This window comes from Vibrio sp. HI00D65 (assembly GCF_001635455.1).
Lineage (GTDB): Bacteria > Pseudomonadota > Gammaproteobacteria > Enterobacterales > Vibrionaceae > Vibrio.
Genome location: NZ_LWEH01000613.1, coordinates 221,270 through 236,682 on the forward strand (window position 1 = coordinate 221,270; position 15,413 = coordinate 236,682).

Annotated in this window: 18 protein-coding genes; 8 read left to right on the forward strand and 10 right to left on the reverse strand. The window is 45.4% G+C overall.

Annotated features, from left to right (window positions below):
* Nucleotides 1–2 precede the first annotated feature (2 nt).
* From flgF to A3712_RS26085, 8 genes are read left to right on the forward strand one after another with little or no spacing between them, the layout of a single operon-like run.
* The gene (flgF, locus tag A3712_RS26050; protein ID WP_063525575.1) at nt 3–734 is read left to right on the forward strand and encodes a flagellar basal-body rod protein FlgF; all 732 of its coding nucleotides are present in this window, start codon (nt 3–5) and stop codon (nt 732–734) included.
* Nucleotides 735–762: 28 nt separating this feature from the next.
* Nucleotides 763–1,548 (forward strand): flagellar basal-body rod protein FlgG, encoded by a 786-nt coding sequence (gene flgG / locus A3712_RS26055; RefSeq protein WP_063525576.1) that lies wholly within the window; start codon nt 763–765, stop codon nt 1,546–1,548.
* A 28-nt stretch (nt 1,549–1,576) separates the two neighbouring features.
* The gene (gene flgH, locus A3712_RS26060) at nt 1,577–2,248 is read left to right on the forward strand and encodes a flagellar basal body L-ring protein FlgH (RefSeq protein WP_063525577.1); all 672 of its coding nucleotides are present in this window, start codon (nt 1,577–1,579) and stop codon (nt 2,246–2,248) included.
* Entirely contained in the window at nt 2,248–3,369 is a 1,122-nt protein-coding gene (locus tag A3712_RS26065; RefSeq protein WP_063525578.1) for a flagellar basal body P-ring protein FlgI, read from the forward strand. The genes flgH and A3712_RS26065 overlap by 1 nt, the downstream gene beginning before the upstream one ends.
* Nucleotides 3,370–3,379: 10 nt before the next feature.
* Nucleotides 3,380–3,928, forward strand: a complete 549-nt coding sequence (locus A3712_RS26070) for a rod-binding protein (protein WP_063525579.1) — start codon at nt 3,380–3,382, stop codon at nt 3,926–3,928.
* On the forward strand, nt 3,929–5,302 hold the full coding sequence (gene flgK, locus A3712_RS26075) for a flagellar hook-associated protein FlgK (protein WP_063525580.1): 1,374 nt from the start codon (nt 3,929–3,931) through the stop codon (nt 5,300–5,302).
* An 11-nt stretch (nt 5,303–5,313) separates the two neighbouring features.
* Nucleotides 5,314–6,213 (forward strand): flagellar hook-associated protein FlgL, encoded by a 900-nt coding sequence (flgL, locus tag A3712_RS26080; RefSeq protein WP_063525581.1) that lies wholly within the window; start codon nt 5,314–5,316, stop codon nt 6,211–6,213.
* A gap of 11 nt (nt 6,214–6,224) precedes the next feature.
* Nucleotides 6,225–7,265, forward strand: a complete 1,041-nt coding sequence (locus A3712_RS26085; RefSeq protein WP_063525582.1) for a hypothetical protein — start codon at nt 6,225–6,227, stop codon at nt 7,263–7,265.
* Between the two features lie 147 nt (nt 7,266–7,412).
* Here A3712_RS26085 and A3712_RS28565 read toward each other — a convergent pair whose 3' ends face one another.
* The 10 genes from A3712_RS28565 to lafA all read right to left on the reverse strand — a co-directional run bounded on the left by A3712_RS28565 (nt 7,413) and on the right by lafA (nt 15,257).
* Nucleotides 7,413–7,700, reverse strand: coding sequence for a hypothetical protein (locus A3712_RS28565; RefSeq protein ID WP_063525583.1), 288 nt, complete (start codon nt 7,698–7,700; stop codon nt 7,413–7,415).
* Between the two features lie 77 nt (nt 7,701–7,777).
* On the reverse strand, nt 7,778–8,770 hold the full coding sequence (locus A3712_RS26095) for a flagellar motor protein MotB (protein WP_063525584.1): 993 nt from the start codon (nt 8,768–8,770) through the stop codon (nt 7,778–7,780).
* On the reverse strand, nt 8,770–9,627 hold the full coding sequence (motA, locus tag A3712_RS26100) for a flagellar motor stator protein MotA (protein WP_063525585.1): 858 nt from the start codon (nt 9,625–9,627) through the stop codon (nt 8,770–8,772). The genes A3712_RS26095 and motA overlap by 1 nt, the downstream gene beginning before the upstream one ends.
* Before the next feature lie 10 nt (nt 9,628–9,637).
* Entirely contained in the window at nt 9,638–10,366 is a 729-nt protein-coding gene (locus A3712_RS26105; protein WP_063525586.1) for a FliA/WhiG family RNA polymerase sigma factor, read from the reverse strand.
* 12 nt (nt 10,367–10,378) lie between these two features.
* Nucleotides 10,379–10,888: a flagellar basal body-associated FliL family protein gene (locus tag A3712_RS26110; protein ID WP_063525587.1), complete on the reverse strand. Its 510-nt coding sequence runs from the start codon at nt 10,886–10,888 to the stop codon at nt 10,379–10,381.
* Between the two features lie 22 nt (nt 10,889–10,910).
* Complete coding sequence (locus tag A3712_RS26115; RefSeq protein WP_063525588.1) at nt 10,911–11,819, reverse strand: flagellar hook-length control protein FliK; 909 nt, start codon at nt 11,817–11,819, stop codon at nt 10,911–10,913.
* Entirely contained in the window at nt 11,816–12,136 is a 321-nt protein-coding gene (locus A3712_RS26120) for a hypothetical protein (RefSeq protein WP_063525589.1), read from the reverse strand. The genes A3712_RS26115 and A3712_RS26120 overlap by 4 nt, the downstream gene beginning before the upstream one ends.
* A complete protein-coding gene (gene fliS / locus A3712_RS26125; protein WP_063525590.1) occupies nt 12,120–12,506 on the reverse strand; it encodes a flagellar export chaperone FliS in 387 nt (128 codons plus the stop codon). The genes A3712_RS26120 and fliS overlap by 17 nt, the downstream gene beginning before the upstream one ends.
* Nucleotides 12,507–12,525: 19 nt before the next feature.
* Complete coding sequence (gene fliD / locus A3712_RS26130) at nt 12,526–13,863, reverse strand: flagellar filament capping protein FliD (RefSeq protein ID WP_063525591.1); 1,338 nt, start codon at nt 13,861–13,863, stop codon at nt 12,526–12,528.
* Nucleotides 13,864–14,345: 482 nt separating this feature from the next.
* Nucleotides 14,346–15,257: a lateral flagellin LafA gene (gene lafA / locus A3712_RS26135; RefSeq protein WP_063525592.1), complete on the reverse strand. Its 912-nt coding sequence runs from the start codon at nt 15,255–15,257 to the stop codon at nt 14,346–14,348.
* Nucleotides 15,258–15,413: the final 156 nt, after the last annotated feature.

Here is a 15,413-nt window from a genome sequence, read left to right on the forward strand (position 1 = left end):
GCATGGATAGCTTGTTATTTACCGCAACGTCAGGAGCGAGTCGAGTCCTGAAAGCACAGCATGTTCGCTCCAATAATTTATCAAATGCAGATACAGCAGGCTTTCGTGCTGATATGGAACGTGTGCGCAGTGTCGAGCTACAAGGTGCTGGCTTTGATGGTCGCACTATGGTGGTAACCAACTCGGCGGCGACACGTTTTGATTCTGGTGAAATTATGCAAACCGGACGTCCTCTTGATGTAGCCATTATGGGCGAAGGGTATTTAGCGGTTGAAACGCCAGCAGGTAATGAAGCGTATACGCGAGCGGGTAATATTCGAGTGGATACCTTTGGTGCTATGACTATCAATGGTTTTCCCGTGGTTGGCGATAATGGGCCTCTAATCGTGCCAGAGTTTCAGAAAGTGGAAATCAGCGAGCGTGGTCGTGTGTCGGTGATTCCACCCGGTGGGGGAGCTCAAATTGAAGTCGGCACATTAAAAATGGTTAAACCTGACGACAACCAATTACAGAAAGAGAGCGATAGCTTGCTCCATAGCGTCGACGGCGTGCCTTTCCCTATGGATGAAACTGTACAGCTAGCACCTGAGCATATTGAAGGCAGTAATGTATCCGCAATTGATGAACTACTCAGTGTGATGTCATTAACGCGCAATTTTGAGATGCAAGTGCGCATGATGAAGACCGCAGAAACATTGGCGCAAGCCGGGAATAAATTGATGGCGGCAAAATAGATATTTGATGCCTAAAAGGAGATAAGCAATGCACTCAGCATTATGGGTAAGTAAAACAGGATTGGCAGCTCAAGAAACTAAGATGACTGCGATTTCTAACAACCTAGCAAACGTTAATACCGTCGGCTTTAAGCGCGACCGTGTGGTATTTGAAGACCTATTTTATAGTATTCAACGCCAGCCAGGCGCACAGGTTGATCAAGTTAATGAGCTGCCAACTGGGGTACAGCTTGGTTCCGGTGTTCGTGTGGTTGGTACACAAAAAGTGTTTACTCAAGGGAGTACGCAAAACACGACCCAAGAATTGGATTTAGCGGTGATGGGAAAAGGTTTTTTCCAAATCGAAAACTCAGATGGTCAGATCATGTATACACGTAATGGTCAGTTTCATATCAACTCCGAGGGGCTGATGGTGAATAGCCAAGGTTTGCCATTGGAGCCACAAATTCAGATTCCAGATAATGCTGTGTCTTTTTCTGTCGGTACCGATGGCACTGTCACTGCGACATCGGCCGGCGATCCGACACCGCAGCAACTTGGTCAGATCACTTTAGCCAATTTCATTAACCCGGCGGGCTTAGAAGCCGTTGGTGGTAACTTGTTTCGTGAGACGGAAGCGAGTGGTCCTGCTGATGAATTGGTGGCCGGAGAAGATGGCGCAGGTAGTATCAAGCAGGGTGCTTTAGAGGGATCTAATGTACAGGTTGTAGAGGAAATGGTCGATATGATTACAACCCAACGAGCTTACGAGATGAATGCCAAAGTCGTTTCTGCAGCCGACGATATGCTGAAATTTGTTTCGCAATCGATGTAAGTGGAAATGAGTGATTGAGGAAAAAGCAATGAAGTGGCTTTTAAAAAGTTGGGTAGTGGCCATGGTGTTACTAGCCGGTTGCGCTGGACGTGATGAATTTACTCCTCCAGAGCCTAATACAGCAGAATACGCACCACCTGTATTAGATTACACCTTACCTGATGCTCAGTCTGGCAGCCTTTATCGCCACCAATATACCATGACGTTGTTTCAAGATCGCCGAGCGTACCGCATTGGCGACATCTTGACGGTGCATCTGTCAGAAGAAACGTCCTCCAGTAAAAAAGCGGGAACGCAGTTTGGTAAGAGTTCTAATATCAACTTTGCAGTCCCAACCTTTGGCTCCCAAACCATTGATGATTTAGGGGTGAGTGTTGATGGCAGTCGTAACTTTGATGGTAATGCATCAAGTTCACAGGGAAATAAGTTGAAAGGTGCAATTACGGTTACTGTGCATGAAGTCTTACCTAATGGCGTCCTTCGAATTAGCGGTGAAAAGTGGTTGAGGTTAAATCAAGGCGATGAATTTATTCGGCTGACGGGCATCGTTCGGGTTGACGATATTAGCCGTAGTAACCAAGTCTCTTCACAACGTATTGCTGATGCCCGCATTACCTATGCTGGCCGAGGTGCATTAGCTGACAGTAATGCAGCCGGGTGGCTGACACAGTTTTTCAACAGCCCATGGATACCATTCTAATGAAGCCCATATTTGCATTTTTTTCTCATTTTTTACTGGCGTTAGGTCTCTTATTTCCAGCGGCTTCTCATGCTGAAGTAGAAATTCCGCTTATGGATCTTGTGGATGTGCAAGGCATCCGAGAAAACCAATTGGTTGGTTATGGTTTAGTGGTTGGCTTAGCGGGTCAGGGCGATCGCAACCAAGTGAAATTTACAGCACAATCGGTCACTAATATGTTACGGCAATTCGGCGTTCAGATTGATGACAGTATGAATCCTAAATTACGTAACGTCGCCTCTGTAAGTGTCACTGCTTCGGTGAATCCCATGGCGGGGCAGGGGCAGACACTGGATGTCGTTGTTTCTTCTATCGGTGATGCGAAAAGTTTACGTGGTGGTACCTTACTGTTGACGCCGCTTCGCGGAATTGATGGAGAGGTATATGCCATTGCACAGGGCAGTGTTGTGGTTGGAGGCTTGTCGGCTGAAGGTCGAAGTGGATCTAAGGTTGAAGTTAACACTCCAACGGCAGGGCGTATTCCTAATGGGGCGACCTTAGAGCGCGAAATCGAAACGGACTTCAACCAACGAGATGATATTACCCTAAATTTACGTAAACCGAGTTTTACCACAGCAAAAAATATTGCACGTGAAATAAACAACACGTTTGGTAGTAATGTGGCTAAGGCCATTAATAAAGCGCGTGTTGAGATGCGTGCTCCAATGGATACTCAGCAGCGTGTCACCATGATGTCAATGCTAGAAGAAATGTTTGTCGAAGAGGGGCGTAAGCCAGCACGAATCGTGTTTAATTCGCGTACTGGCACTGTCGTTATTGGTAAGAGTGTACAGGTGGGTGAGGCTGCAGTCAGTCATGGAGGGCTGACCGTTCGGATCTCTGAGTCGCAACAAGTAAGCCAACCGAATGCGTTTGCTGAAGGCGAAACGAAAGTGGTGGACCAAAGCCAAATCGATGTCACTGAAGAATTGGCCCAAATGGTGATTTGGCCTCCGGGCACGGAGTTAAATACCATCGTAGATGCAGTCAATAGTTTAGGGGCGACCCCGACGGATTTGATGTCGATTTTACAAGCATTAAGTGAAGCCGGTGCGTTAAATGCTGAGCTGGTTGTGATTTAAGGAGTTTAGGATGAAAGTAGATACCGGCCATGACCAAGCTCAATTAAACACGCTGCTTTATCATGACAACAGCGCTTTGGCGAGCATCAAGAAAAACTCAGAAACTGAGGGCGCACTTGAGGCCGTCGCGGGTCAATTCGAAGCCATGTTCTTACAAATGGTGCTGCGCCAAATGCGCAGTAGTAGCGATGTTATGGCTGATAAAGACAGTCCATTTTCCAGCCAGCAACAAGGTGTGTTTCGTGACATGTATGATGGACAACTGGCGATGGAGCTGGCTAAAAAGCAGAGCTCTGGTATTGCCAATATGTTGGTCAAACAGCTTAGCCCCTCAATGCAAGAGGTGGTCTTTGACCCATCACGCAATATTTCTTCAGCTAACGATGAAAAGATCACAGCGACTGAACGAATCTCACAACTTGAAAGCGATGTCTCTACGGTATCCGTTGAGGAAGTTAATTCTGTGCAGCATATGGTCGCCTCATTTGAACAAGTACTTGGTGAGGTTGGGATGACAACGGCGTTTACTCAGCCGTTAAACCGAAAAATGGAGCTGTAAATGAATCTTGTTAATATTGGCCTTTCAGGCCTGAATGCGAACCGAGTAGCGCTTGATGTCACCGCGCAAAATGTCGCTAATATCAACACAGCAGGATACAGTCGTCAACAAGCGGTGATGACGTCTGTTGGTGATAGTAAGTACAGTAAGGTCAGTCCCGGTATGGGCGTTGAAGTAACCAGTATTCGTCGTGTTACCGATCAGTATTTGGTTAAACAAACTTGGTCTACCAATAGTTTAGCTGCTTATTCAGCGAGCTACAGTACGGCAATGAGCCAGCTTGAAAATACTTTCGGAGCTGATGGTTTCAGTGTGTCGGCGGGCTTAGATTCCCTAAATGCAGCGCTTAACGATGCAACAGTAAAACCAGAATCAATTCCTTACCGCCAACAGATCATTAATGAATCAGAGGCGCTCGCGCGTCGTTTTAATACGCTTAGCGATTCGCTCCATAATCAACAAAAAGACATGAGTGATCAGCGTAATGCAGCGCTGAGTCAGGCGAATAGTTTGATGTCGAATATTGCCCAAATTAATAAACAGATTGTTGAGATGCAAGGAACTGGAGGCAACCCAGCTCAGTTGATGGACTCGCGAGATCTGTTGGTGGGTGAGCTTTCTCAGATTGTCGAAGTCAAAACTACGGATCAGTCAGACGGTAGCCTACAAGTCACATTGGCTTCCGGACAGCCTTTGATTATGGGGGGCGAATACGGGCAGCTAACGGCAAAACCTAATCCGAGCGATCCTTACCTTGCTGATTTGACGGTCGATTTTTCATCACAAAGCTTTGTTATTGATCATTCGGTAGGGGGAAAGCTTGGTGCGATTAATGATTATCAAACAGAGGTCTTAAAGCCAAATCAAGTTGCACTTGACGATATGGCAAAAGCATTAGCTGATGAATACAACGCGGTACTGGCAACCGGTAAAGACCTTAACGGTAATCCGGGGCAACCTTTGTTCAGCTATGATCCTGCCAACCCTTCTGCCAGCTTGACCATTACCAATATCGGTGCGCTAGGGTTAGCCTTTTCAGGCGATGGTACACCAGGTAATGCAGATATATTGAATGAACTGATTAACCTGAGTAACAAACCCGTCTCCGTAACGGGCTATGGCATGCTGAGCTTGAATGATGCGTTTACGACTATGGTCGGTGAAACGGCGATTAAATCGCGTCAGGCGGAGTCCGACTATCAAGCCAAAACGGTGATGAATAAACAAGCTCATGCGGCTCGTGATAATGTTAGTGCGGTTAACAGTGATGAAGAGGCGGCAAATCTGATGACATTTGCGAATGCGCATAACGCTAATATGAAAGTGATTAGTACCGCCAATGAGTTATTTGACTCTGTTTTACAGTTATTTTAAAGGGACTCAATATGCGAATCAGTGACAGCCAATTCAGTCAAATGATGCTTCAAAGCCTGCAGATGAATAATTCTGGTTTAGGTGAAGTTATGCAACAAATGGCCACTGCTAGTCGGCTCACTAAGCTATCAGATGATCCAATGGCATCCATTAAATTACTTAACCTTGAGCGTGAAAATAGCGCGATTAGTCAGTATAAAGATAATATTGCTAACTTGAAAACGACGCTTTCTTCACAGGAAACGCACTTAGACTCGATTAATGAAAGTTTGAAGAGTGTACGTGACTTAGTGATTTGGGGGGCAAACGGTACGTTAACCGACGATGACCGCAGTGGTTTAATTATTGAATTAAAGAGCTACCGTGATTCGATAGAGTCCTCATTCAATGCGCAAGATGAAGAGGGCATTTACTTATTCTCTGGAACTAAAACCGATGTGCCAGCGGTGGGCAATAACAGTGGTACATATCAAGTCGATGGTAATAGTGATAAGCGAGTTGTGACGGTGGCGAAAGGGGTAGCCATGGACTCCAATATGACGGCGAAAGAGATCTTAGAGTTAAGTAATGGTGATAATGTATTAAATCAACTCGATGCATTGCTTGCTGAATTTGAGAACCCAAGCCCCAATTTTCAATCGGTCGTCGACGCGAGCTTGACATCCATCGATGATACGATGGCAAATGTGCTCGGTGCGATGACTGAGATTGGCGGGCGTCATAACAATCTTGATCTTATGGACAGCGCACATAGTGAAAATAAGTTATTTGTCGATAAAGTGACCAGTGATTTATCAGCACTGGATTATGGCGAAGCGTCAGTACGTTTGAGTAATTACATGGTGGCGCTGCAAGCGACACAAGCGAGCTATGTGAAGATCAATGACCTTAACTTATTTGATCGTATCTAAGGAAGTTTAATATGGTAATGAGCACCGTCGATGTAAGAGCTCATAACATACGTTTAGGCGGGCAAGAGCAGCCCGCTATCCTGCCTACTCGTTCTACCCATTCGAGTCATATTGTCAACCCGCGTCATTCGCAAGCTCAGACAAACACCGCATCAGGCTATTCCATTTCTGGGTTTCAGCTTGTTCAAGGGCAGCAGCAAGCAACGTCGGTGCAAATTGCCTCTAAATCTTTGCAAGCGATTGGCAAAGAGCTCACTCAAATCAAGAGAAGTCTGACTCAAGCCATGAGTCAAGGCATTCAAAATATCCCTGGGTTGCAAGAAGGTTTGACCCGCTCGAAATTGTCTATTCAAGAAGGGGTTGAGAAAGCTCGCTTTGATGGTAAAAAATTAATCGACAACGAACTGAATTTTAATCTGGATAAAGCGGATGTTCGTCGTTTTTCGATTCCCGGACTGAATATCCATCGCCTCAGTGAGAAAACTGAGCAAATTCGTTTAGATTTTCCACAGGGGAAATCGGTGATGATACAGTTTGATGGGCAATCCCAAGGAGAACGTACAGTTAAGATGCTTGATCGCAGTTTGATTGCGATGGGGATGCGAGCGTCACTCTCGAAAGATGGGACCATTTTATTTGAAGCGCGTGACTCGGCTTATCAACAGATGCAACAGAGAGTATTAGTGACTGGAGAAGGGCATCGATTCCCTGCTGGGCAAGCGAATGCTTTGCGCTTGAAATCAGAGCCAGATGGTATTGGTGAGTTAAGTTTTGATTTGGGCTCTCGCAACGGTATTAAACAAACCATCGCCACAGTGAATCAACATTTGAGACAAGTACAAACTAGCTTAGAAGAGGCGAGAGCATTTCACGGAGAATTGAATTCACAAATACAAGCTGTACAGAGCCAGGCTAACCCATTGAGCGCTGCTGATGTGAACGCGAAACTCGATGGCTTTATGGCAACTTCTGAGCAGTTTATCTCGACATTCCAAGCGCTCAACGCACAAGCTAATGTGCGCCGTCATACGGTTGTCGCACTTCTAAAATAACCTGTATTTAGGTCGGTCTTTCTATTTATTTGAAAATATCGGCCTTATCTCCAAGCTCCTTCTTTACGTGGCTCTGAGTCATCATTGTGTTTCTCTCTCCAAATATTTTTGTAATAGAGGTAAGCGCTAGCCTTATTTGATGCTTGATTACACCAAAAAGAAAAAATAGATAAAGCAAACAAACGCAAGCAAAGTAGCGGAGAGTACGGGGTAAGTGATGTAAGAATCATGATGCGTCGTGCGTTGGTAGCAAAGTGAAACTAATAAGATATTGTAGATAACCAGTAGCAGGCTGATCATGGTGCCACTACTTAGGTTCAAGCTTGATAACCGAGTAAGAAAAATAGCCAACAATAGGTAATCAAAGATGATTAACCATAGAAAGGCTTTTTGGATGACGTCTCTTTTATTTTTATCGGACTTGGATACAGACATATCTAACTCAATGAAGCGATGGTTGCGGCTACAAAAATGACAGAACAGCAAGGTCACATCGCAGTGACCTGTCAAGATTACAAGTCTTGAATTTTCGCGATTGGAGCCTCGGAATTCACAGAATAGTGACGGGCTTCTTGGCGAACCACAGGCTGGTTTAATGCGGCTTTTTGTTTGGCTTGTTGTAGTTCGCTACTTTGCTGATGGCCAAATAAGGTGTCGAGCATTTGTGCGGCTGGTGTCGTTAAGATAAACAGCTCGATTCGACGATTCTCACTTGAGTCCGGTTCACTTGGATTAAGTAGAGCGCGATCTGACATTCCTGCGACTTGTATCACACGCTGTTCAGGCATCCCACCTGATACTAAAGTGTGTCTTGCGACGTCAGCTCGAGATGCAGAAAGTGCCCAATTAGATTGGTTACTTAGACGTCTTTTGAAAGGGGTTGAGTCGGTATGTCCGCTGATGATGACTGAGTTGCTGATGCGGCCAAACACGGGTGCTAAAGCAAGCAGTAGATCCTCAAAGAAAGGGGTAAGTTCTGCTCCTCCTCGGCTAAACATGTGTTGCTTATAATCATCTTGTAGGACAATACGAAGCCCTTGTGGTGTAATGGTGATATTGACGTTGTCTTGAGCGCTAATTTGCCCAATCACCTCATCGATCACTTTTGCAAGTAAAGCCAATTGTTCTTGGGTATCCCAGCTTCCCGGAATTAATGAATCCATTTCTGGACCATCGCCATCTCCTCTAAAGAATGAGCTTACAATATGATTTGATTCATGTTTGCTTGGCACAGAAGACTCCTGTGCCAAATCGACTGGAGAGAGGCTTGGTGATGTGTCGAAAGGGTTGCCATAGCTATTCTCGAACACGCTGGCACTGTTCAGGTGCGCCACAATGGCTTTACGCTCTTCCTTATCGACCACTTGCATGACCCAAAGGACAAGGAACAGCGCCATTAATGCGATCATGAAATCAGCAAATGCGACTTTCCACGCGCCATTATGGTGCTCATCATAGCTGTGAGCTTTAGCGCGTTTGAATACCACGTGTTCTTGTTTTTGCATTATCCCTCCTGTTCAGCTAACCACCTCTCCATTTGGTTAAATGTCGGTTTAAGATCGAGCTGAATGTGTTTACGGCCAGCGTCAATGGCGAGTAATGTTGGTTTTTTCGCAATGTAAGCAACCAAAGTGGCACGTACACACTCAAAAGCCGTCATGTTTCGCTTTACTCGCTGAGCCATGGCGTTACTGAGTGGATCTAAACAACAGTAACACCCGAAAATACCAATGAATGTCCCAACGAGGGCTGCGGCAACGTGGTAACCAATCATAGCGATAGAGCCGTCAATCGCTTGCATGGTAATGATGATGCCACCTACTGCAGCAAGAATACCAAACCCTGGAAGTGCTTCTGCGGTGCGCTGCATTGAGCGTGAAGGCAGCAACATCTCGGTTTGAATGGCTTCGATTTCTTGTTCTAACAGTCCCTCTAATTCATGAGGCGACATTTGTCCCATTGCCATTAAACGTAAATTGTCGGTAATGAATGAAACAAGGCGATGATCCTGATTAACTTTTGGATACGCGAGGAAGATCGAGCTTTGATCAGGTGATTCAATATGTGAGTCTAAAAATTTAAAGCCACGATTACGTGCGGTTTCTAGCAAGTTATGCAGTAATGCCATTAGCTCCATGTGGTACTCATATTCTTCTTTTGAGTTGGACATTGTAGCTCGTAGTTGCTGGCGCATCTCTTTTAGTACATGGGGCGGGTTGCCTATGATCAGTGAACCCACAGCTGCACCAATAATGATCAAAAATTCAGCGGGCTGCCAAATAGCACCGAGATTTCCGCCTGCCCAAATGTATCCACCAAAGACACACAATAGAACGATTATGGCTCCAAAAAACTTTTGCATATTGTGACTCCTAGGATGTCATTAACTGGTTGAGTTGTTTAAGTGCTTGTTTATGTAATTGACAAATACGAGGTGGTGTCAAATTAAGTACAAGCGCAATTTCATGTAAATTGAGTTCGTGTTGATAGAATAGCGTCATTAGCAGTTGGTCTCGTTTAGGCAGCTTACTGAGAGCGCTTTCTAGAGTACGACGGGTATGCTCATGCTCCATGCCATCGTATTGTCCCCCCAAGTGGTTGGTGCAACCTGTCTCCATGAGTTGGTCAAGGCTTTGCATCTCTCCAGCTAGTGCGGCATTTTGACGGTTATAATAGTCTTGTTCATCCGTGCCGAGTGCTTGGATTATCTCTGTATCACTCGGTACTCTGCCGAGCGAACGAGTGAGATCGCGAGTCACATCGTTTAACTCATGAGCTTGTTGACGCGTTTTTCGGGAACGCCAATCGAGCCGGCGAAGTTCATCCAAAATGGCACCGCGAACTCGGCAGACTGCAAATGCTGGGAAGTGTGGGTCATCGATATTTTGATAACGACGTCCTGCTTCTATAAGAGCAATGAGGCCAATTTGTTGCATATCTTCAATGCTGCAATGTGAAGTCGCGTGGACGCGCAGTTGATTCACCACGCGCTTCACCATGATTTGATGGCGCTGTAAGAGTGCATTTTCATCCAATGGGCTAGACGGTATATTCGCTTCTTCTGAAGAGGTATAACTTTCCTGAAAATTCATTTCTAGCATGCTTGTGCTCCGTTATTGCACAACATATTTAGTCAATATAACGTCATCAATATTTCGTACGATGTCAGTTTTATCGAAGGCCGAAAGCAAGGTACTTTTAATCTCAGCTTGTAGGGTGTCAATAGTTCCTGGTTGCTGTAGCTCATCAAAGGTTTTGTTACTAAACAGCTTAAGTAATGCGTTCTGCACCATAGGCATATAATCATCGATATTTTTTATGCGTTCCAGACGACGTGTTTCTATGGCAAGTTCTAGCATCACAAAGTGGGTTTGTTTTTTTCCTTTAATGGTTAAAACGACCTTTTCGAGTGGGTGAAAACTGGGCCCATTTTGTTCTGACTTATTTGATGTTAGGAACGCTAATGGAGATGTTTCTAAAAAGTCATTGATCCCAGCTCCCGACTGACTCAATTCAGCGCTTTTATTTAGATACCAAATTCCCCCAATGACTGTCGTCGCTGAAACGAGGGCACTGGTGATGATCATGGCGATAAACAGCGTGATCATTTGTTTTTTTGTCATAACCTTTTTCCTCGATAGTTGATTAGGCTTGAGTGTTCAGCCAGTGTTCTGAAGAGTTCGCTGCTGTATCGGATTGCAAGGGCTTCGCGTCTCGCGCGGCAAGAATAGTGATTTCATCTGATTCTGATTCTGGTGTGTGGTGTGATCGTTCATGACCTTGGTCTGAACCGACATTCACATCGACATGAACGAAGTTTTGCTCTTGCAGCTCAGCACGTAAACGTTCTGATACTTGTATTAGTGCTTCACGTGTTACCGCGTTAGTGGCGTTGATTTGCACGCTCAAACGATCACCTTCAACCCGAACTAATAAATCGAGTTTGCCGAGTTCGGGCGGATCGAGACGGATTTTTGCTTCTTGCAAGTTTTGTTGCGCTTGTAGCGTCACGCGGTCTTGTAGCACTTGCAACATCTGCTCACCCCATCTACCAGAGCCGGTATCAACGCGAACGGAAGACCACTCCGCACCTTGAGCTTGAGTTGCTGCAAGCAGTGAGGTTGGATTGGAATGTTGCGTCGCCAGTATTTGCGATAGCATGCTGCCTGCTGATATGTGATCGTGAGTGGGCAGGCTTAGCGACGGTTTCAAATCATAAGTAGAAACTTTAAGTGAGAGTGGTATGTTCGTTTGAACACCACTTTGGTTGTCTTGTGGAGGGACAGTTTTTACAGGTGTGAAAGTTTGCGCTTGCGTGGCCAGGTTCATTGAGGGTGTAGCGTTACCGAATAACAGTTCATCAGAGCTGTCCTCCGTATTGAGCTCAATTGAGCTGACGTCAGGTTGCACAGCTTCCGAGGATGAGACTGGCGCAAGTAAGCGAAATTCAGCATTGGTGGCAGGCGCATTGGTTGGCGTCTGTTGGGTGACCGTGACTGGTTTTGCTGGCGATGAAGAAGGTGAATTCGCAGACATTGAGTTAGTGACCATCATTGCGTTAGCTCCATTGTCATCGCGAGTTGATATGTCATGGCACGTTCTTGTTGATCGTTGACCATATTCATCTCTTGTTTTAGCTCGCTGGTGGCTCTTTCAAGCTCTGTAAACGCAGCGGCATGCATGGCTTTTGCTCGCTGGATTTCCGGTGCGAGTTTCGGATTTTTTAACAAAGACTTATTGTTGAAAAGCAACTCACGCAACTGTAGGTCTAAGCGTTTGAGGGCTTGCCAATCGGCTGTCTTGGTCGCGATGTGGATCCGCTTTGATAAGTGACGAAATCGCTCAGGCGATACGTTATGCTTGCTGTCCAAAATTCATCCATCCTTCTCGAATGTTGCCCATTACGCGCTCAATGTTATCTAAACGTAGGGCGTCATTTTGCACACTGGTGTGGTACAGCTCAGCTTGGCAAAAGTCATAAAGTTGGCGTAAGTTTTCCGCTACTTCACCGCCATTCTCCTCATCCAAGGCACTGGTGAGGCCAATGAGAATGTTCATACATTTATTAATACCAGCGCCTTTTTCTGCGAGGCGATTAGCCGCAAGGTGGCCACGTACTCGTTCGACTTCATCAAGTAGGCCATCAATGAGCATCACCACAAGTTGGTGCGGATTAGCTGATGCGGCTTGTGCATCAAGATCAACCTGCTGGTATGAGTCATAGCCAGAATCCATGAGCATAAATATTTCTCCGTTAGCGTTAACCAAACATCGACATTGTTTGATTCATTTGATTCATTAAGGTATTCATTTGAGTAAATTGCTTGAGGTAGCGGTCGTAAGACATCTCGTATTTCCGCTCAAGCGTTGCTTGCTTATCTTCAATACGATCTAAGTTGGATTGCAGCGCCTCTTTACGCGAATTAAACGTACCTGTTGAGTATTTTAGAAAGGGGACCATCATGTCATCTAATGAGTCTAATAAAGCGCCTTCACCGTTAAACATTGCTTCTATTGCTGCGCTATTGTTCTGCTGAGCAGCATCGAACTTTTCTTGGTCTATGACCATTTTTCCCGAGCGATCGAGGGTGATACCGACTTCACTGAGTCGCATTCCGCCATGCTCTCCGCGCACTAAACTGGTGAGTTGGCTCTCAATTGAGCGTAGAGTTGGGTCACTGGCTAATGCCCCACGGGCTTTAGTTTCGCTCCCAATTTGAGTATGTTCATCGAGGGTTGAAACGAGCGTGTTGTAGGCTTCAATAAATTGGTCAATTTGTTCTTTTGTGCCTTCCTTATCGGTACCTATCCCGAGAGAAATGGGGGTATCTCCCGTTGATTGAGCCTTATTCACAGTGATGTCAACGCCATCAATTACACCTTCAAAGGTATTACTTGAATTGGTGAGCTTCAGGCCGCTACTTTCTGCACCTAGCCAGATTACTGCGTCTTGTGGCTTGCTTATTTCTGTTGTATTGCTAAACGCGTTTTCAAACCAGTTTTCTCCTGTACCTGAAGCATTCACGTTGATGGTATTTGCTGTGCCAGTTTCAGTACTCGATAGCATTAAGTGCGTTTGACCATTTGAGCGCACTAAGGTGGCATTAACCCCGGGGTTGTTGGGATTATTGTTGATGGTGGTGACTAAATCGGTCATGGTGGCTTTTCCGTCGCCATTGTTATCAATGGAAGATAAGTCCAACGTCATCGTTTCGCCATCAATGGTGACTTCTAATACGCCTGTGGTTGGTACTTCTGTTGTAGCATCCAAGCTTGCAGGCATCCCCGTAGAGATTTGATGTGACGTCGCAACTTGTTCGACAAAAATCTGATAGTTACCTGATATCGCATTAGCATCAGTGTTTGCCGTGAAGTAGCCATCTTGAGAGAGTGTTGCCGAGTTTTTAATGATGCTATTGGTGCTACTGTTGATGTCATTTATTGCAGTACGGAAATCACGTAGTGCGTTTTCAACTTTTCCAAGTGCAGTAAGTTGAGCTTGGTATTTGTCTGCTTGCAATTGGTAGCGCTGTTGAAACGGCTGTACATCGTACGTGGCCAACTGGGTTGCCATGGTTATTGGATCTAATGAACTCATCAGGTCACTCCCTCTCTTATTTATATTTGGCGTATTTATGCCGTCAACTAATCTCTAGAAGCAAGAACTGAGCCTGATGCTTAAGTTCTTATTTATCAGTCGCTTATGTTGACATCCTGAGCTTGGGCGGAAGCGTTTTTTCCACCTTTACCGTTCCTTCTTTCCCCTTAATAAATAGGGAAGGGGTTACTCAATAAAGGCGACCGAATACAAGAGAATATTTAATCGAGACTCGCTAAAAGTGTATTGTTTTACTTTTTTGCGGAGGTTGGCTTTTACGAGTTACTGTTTAAGGGGAGAAGTTATGTAATACCAAAGGTACCGTAGCGAGTGTTTTGGCTTTCAGTCGATTTAGTCACTTAATTAATCAGATTTTTAATAAGCTTTGATGTTCGTCAGCGATGACGATTGATTTTATCTTTAGCATAAATAAAAGCCTCCCTGAATTTAGAGAGGCTTTAACGATGAATCTAACGGTAAAATTAGCGCAGTAGCGACATAGCCATGCCTGGCAACTGGTTCGTTTGAGAGAGCACCGTTGTGCCGGCTTGCATCAGCATTTGGTTCTTCGTCATATTTGAAGACTCTACGGCGAAATCAGCGTCCATGATACGACCCTTCGCAGCCGATGTGTTTTCTACCATGTTACCTAGGTTGGTCATGGTGTGTTCTAGACGGTTGATGCTTGCACCTAAATCAGAACGAACAGCACCCAATTGACCGATAACACCGCCGTCGGCAGCGCTACCAGCACCACCAGTACCTGAGTCAGAGTTGACTGACAGTGCATCCATCATATCTTGAGGGGAGTGACCAGCACCAGCTGCTGTGAAATCAGCCGTTTTTGCGTCAGCAGCAAAAGTCTTTAATGCAGCCAAACCTGTTGTACTAGAGGCTCCCGCCCCACCAATGGTCATGGTTTCTGCCTGTGATGAGCCAATTTGGAATGTAACACCTGAACTGATTGCACCACCCGCATCAAGCAGGTTATTACCACCAAAGCTGGTGTTGGTGATGATGTTTTCTAACTCTTCACCTAGGGCTTGGAACTCTGAAGATAGAGACGCCAGGTCAGCATCTGAGTTTGTGCCATTGGCCGCTTGCGTAGCAAGGTCGTTCATTCGGTAAGCGATGTTGGTCATTTCGTCCATCGCACCTTCGGCTGTTTGCATCATTGAGATGCCATCTTGTGCATTACGCATAGCGACGCTCATCCCGCGAGTTTGCGCTTCTAAGCGGTTAGCAATTTGTAGGCCCGCAGCATCATCGGCCGCTGAGTTAATACGTAGACCCGTACTTAAGCGCTCCATGGAAGTATTTAGTAGGTCATTAGTTTTAGTGATGTTGTTTTGTGTAACTAGCGAAGCGTAGTTAGTGTGCATTGATAGAGCCATAATCTGTTCTCCTTGATGGTTCAATGTGGGACTATCGCCCCGCTCACTAACAAGAGGCGGTTGGTTAGGTTTGATGATTAATTGCAAATATGAAAATTTTCTAAAAATTGCTAATTTTGATGTGTTTTAGTGACATTTATTCCAGAAAAAATCGTG

What these genes read in the sequence shown, in the direction of transcription:
- flgF (WP_063525575.1), top strand. Translation starts at nt 3, where the DNA reads ATGGATAGCTTGTTATTTACCGCAACGTCAGGAGCGAGTCGAGTCCTG.
- flgG (WP_063525576.1), top strand. Translation starts at nt 763, where the DNA reads ATGCACTCAGCATTATGGGTAAGTAAAACAGGATTGGCAGCTCAAGAA.
- flgH (WP_063525577.1), top strand. Translation starts at nt 1,577, where the DNA reads ATGAAGTGGCTTTTAAAAAGTTGGGTAGTGGCCATGGTGTTACTAGCC.
- A3712_RS26065 (WP_063525578.1), top strand. Translation starts at nt 2,248, where the DNA reads ATGAAGCCCATATTTGCATTTTTTTCTCATTTTTTACTGGCGTTAGGT.
- A3712_RS26070 (WP_063525579.1), top strand. Translation starts at nt 3,380, where the DNA reads ATGAAAGTAGATACCGGCCATGACCAAGCTCAATTAAACACGCTGCTT.
- flgK (WP_063525580.1), top strand. Translation starts at nt 3,929, where the DNA reads ATGAATCTTGTTAATATTGGCCTTTCAGGCCTGAATGCGAACCGAGTA.
- flgL (WP_063525581.1), top strand. Translation starts at nt 5,314, where the DNA reads ATGCGAATCAGTGACAGCCAATTCAGTCAAATGATGCTTCAAAGCCTG.
- A3712_RS26085 (WP_063525582.1), top strand. Translation starts at nt 6,225, where the DNA reads ATGGTAATGAGCACCGTCGATGTAAGAGCTCATAACATACGTTTAGGC.
- A3712_RS28565 (WP_063525583.1), bottom strand. Translation starts at nt 7,700, where the DNA reads ATGTCTGTATCCAAGTCCGATAAAAATAAAAGAGACGTCATCCAAAAA.
- A3712_RS26095 (WP_063525584.1), bottom strand. Translation starts at nt 8,770, where the DNA reads ATGCAAAAACAAGAACACGTGGTATTCAAACGCGCTAAAGCTCACAGC.
- motA (WP_063525585.1), bottom strand. Translation starts at nt 9,627, where the DNA reads ATGCAAAAGTTTTTTGGAGCCATAATCGTTCTATTGTGTGTCTTTGGT.
- A3712_RS26105 (WP_063525586.1), bottom strand. Translation starts at nt 10,366, where the DNA reads ATGCTAGAAATGAATTTTCAGGAAAGTTATACCTCTTCAGAAGAAGCG.
- A3712_RS26110 (WP_063525587.1), bottom strand. Translation starts at nt 10,888, where the DNA reads ATGACAAAAAAACAAATGATCACGCTGTTTATCGCCATGATCATCACC.
- A3712_RS26115 (WP_063525588.1), bottom strand. Translation starts at nt 11,819, where the DNA reads ATGATGGTCACTAACTCAATGTCTGCGAATTCACCTTCTTCATCGCCA.
- fliS (WP_063525590.1), bottom strand. Translation starts at nt 12,506, where the DNA reads ATGCTCATGGATTCTGGCTATGACTCATACCAGCAGGTTGATCTTGAT.
- fliD (WP_063525591.1), bottom strand. Translation starts at nt 13,863, where the DNA reads ATGAGTTCATTAGATCCAATAACCATGGCAACCCAGTTGGCCACGTAC.
- lafA (WP_063525592.1), bottom strand. Translation starts at nt 15,257, where the DNA reads ATGGCTCTATCAATGCACACTAACTACGCTTCGCTAGTTACACAAAAC.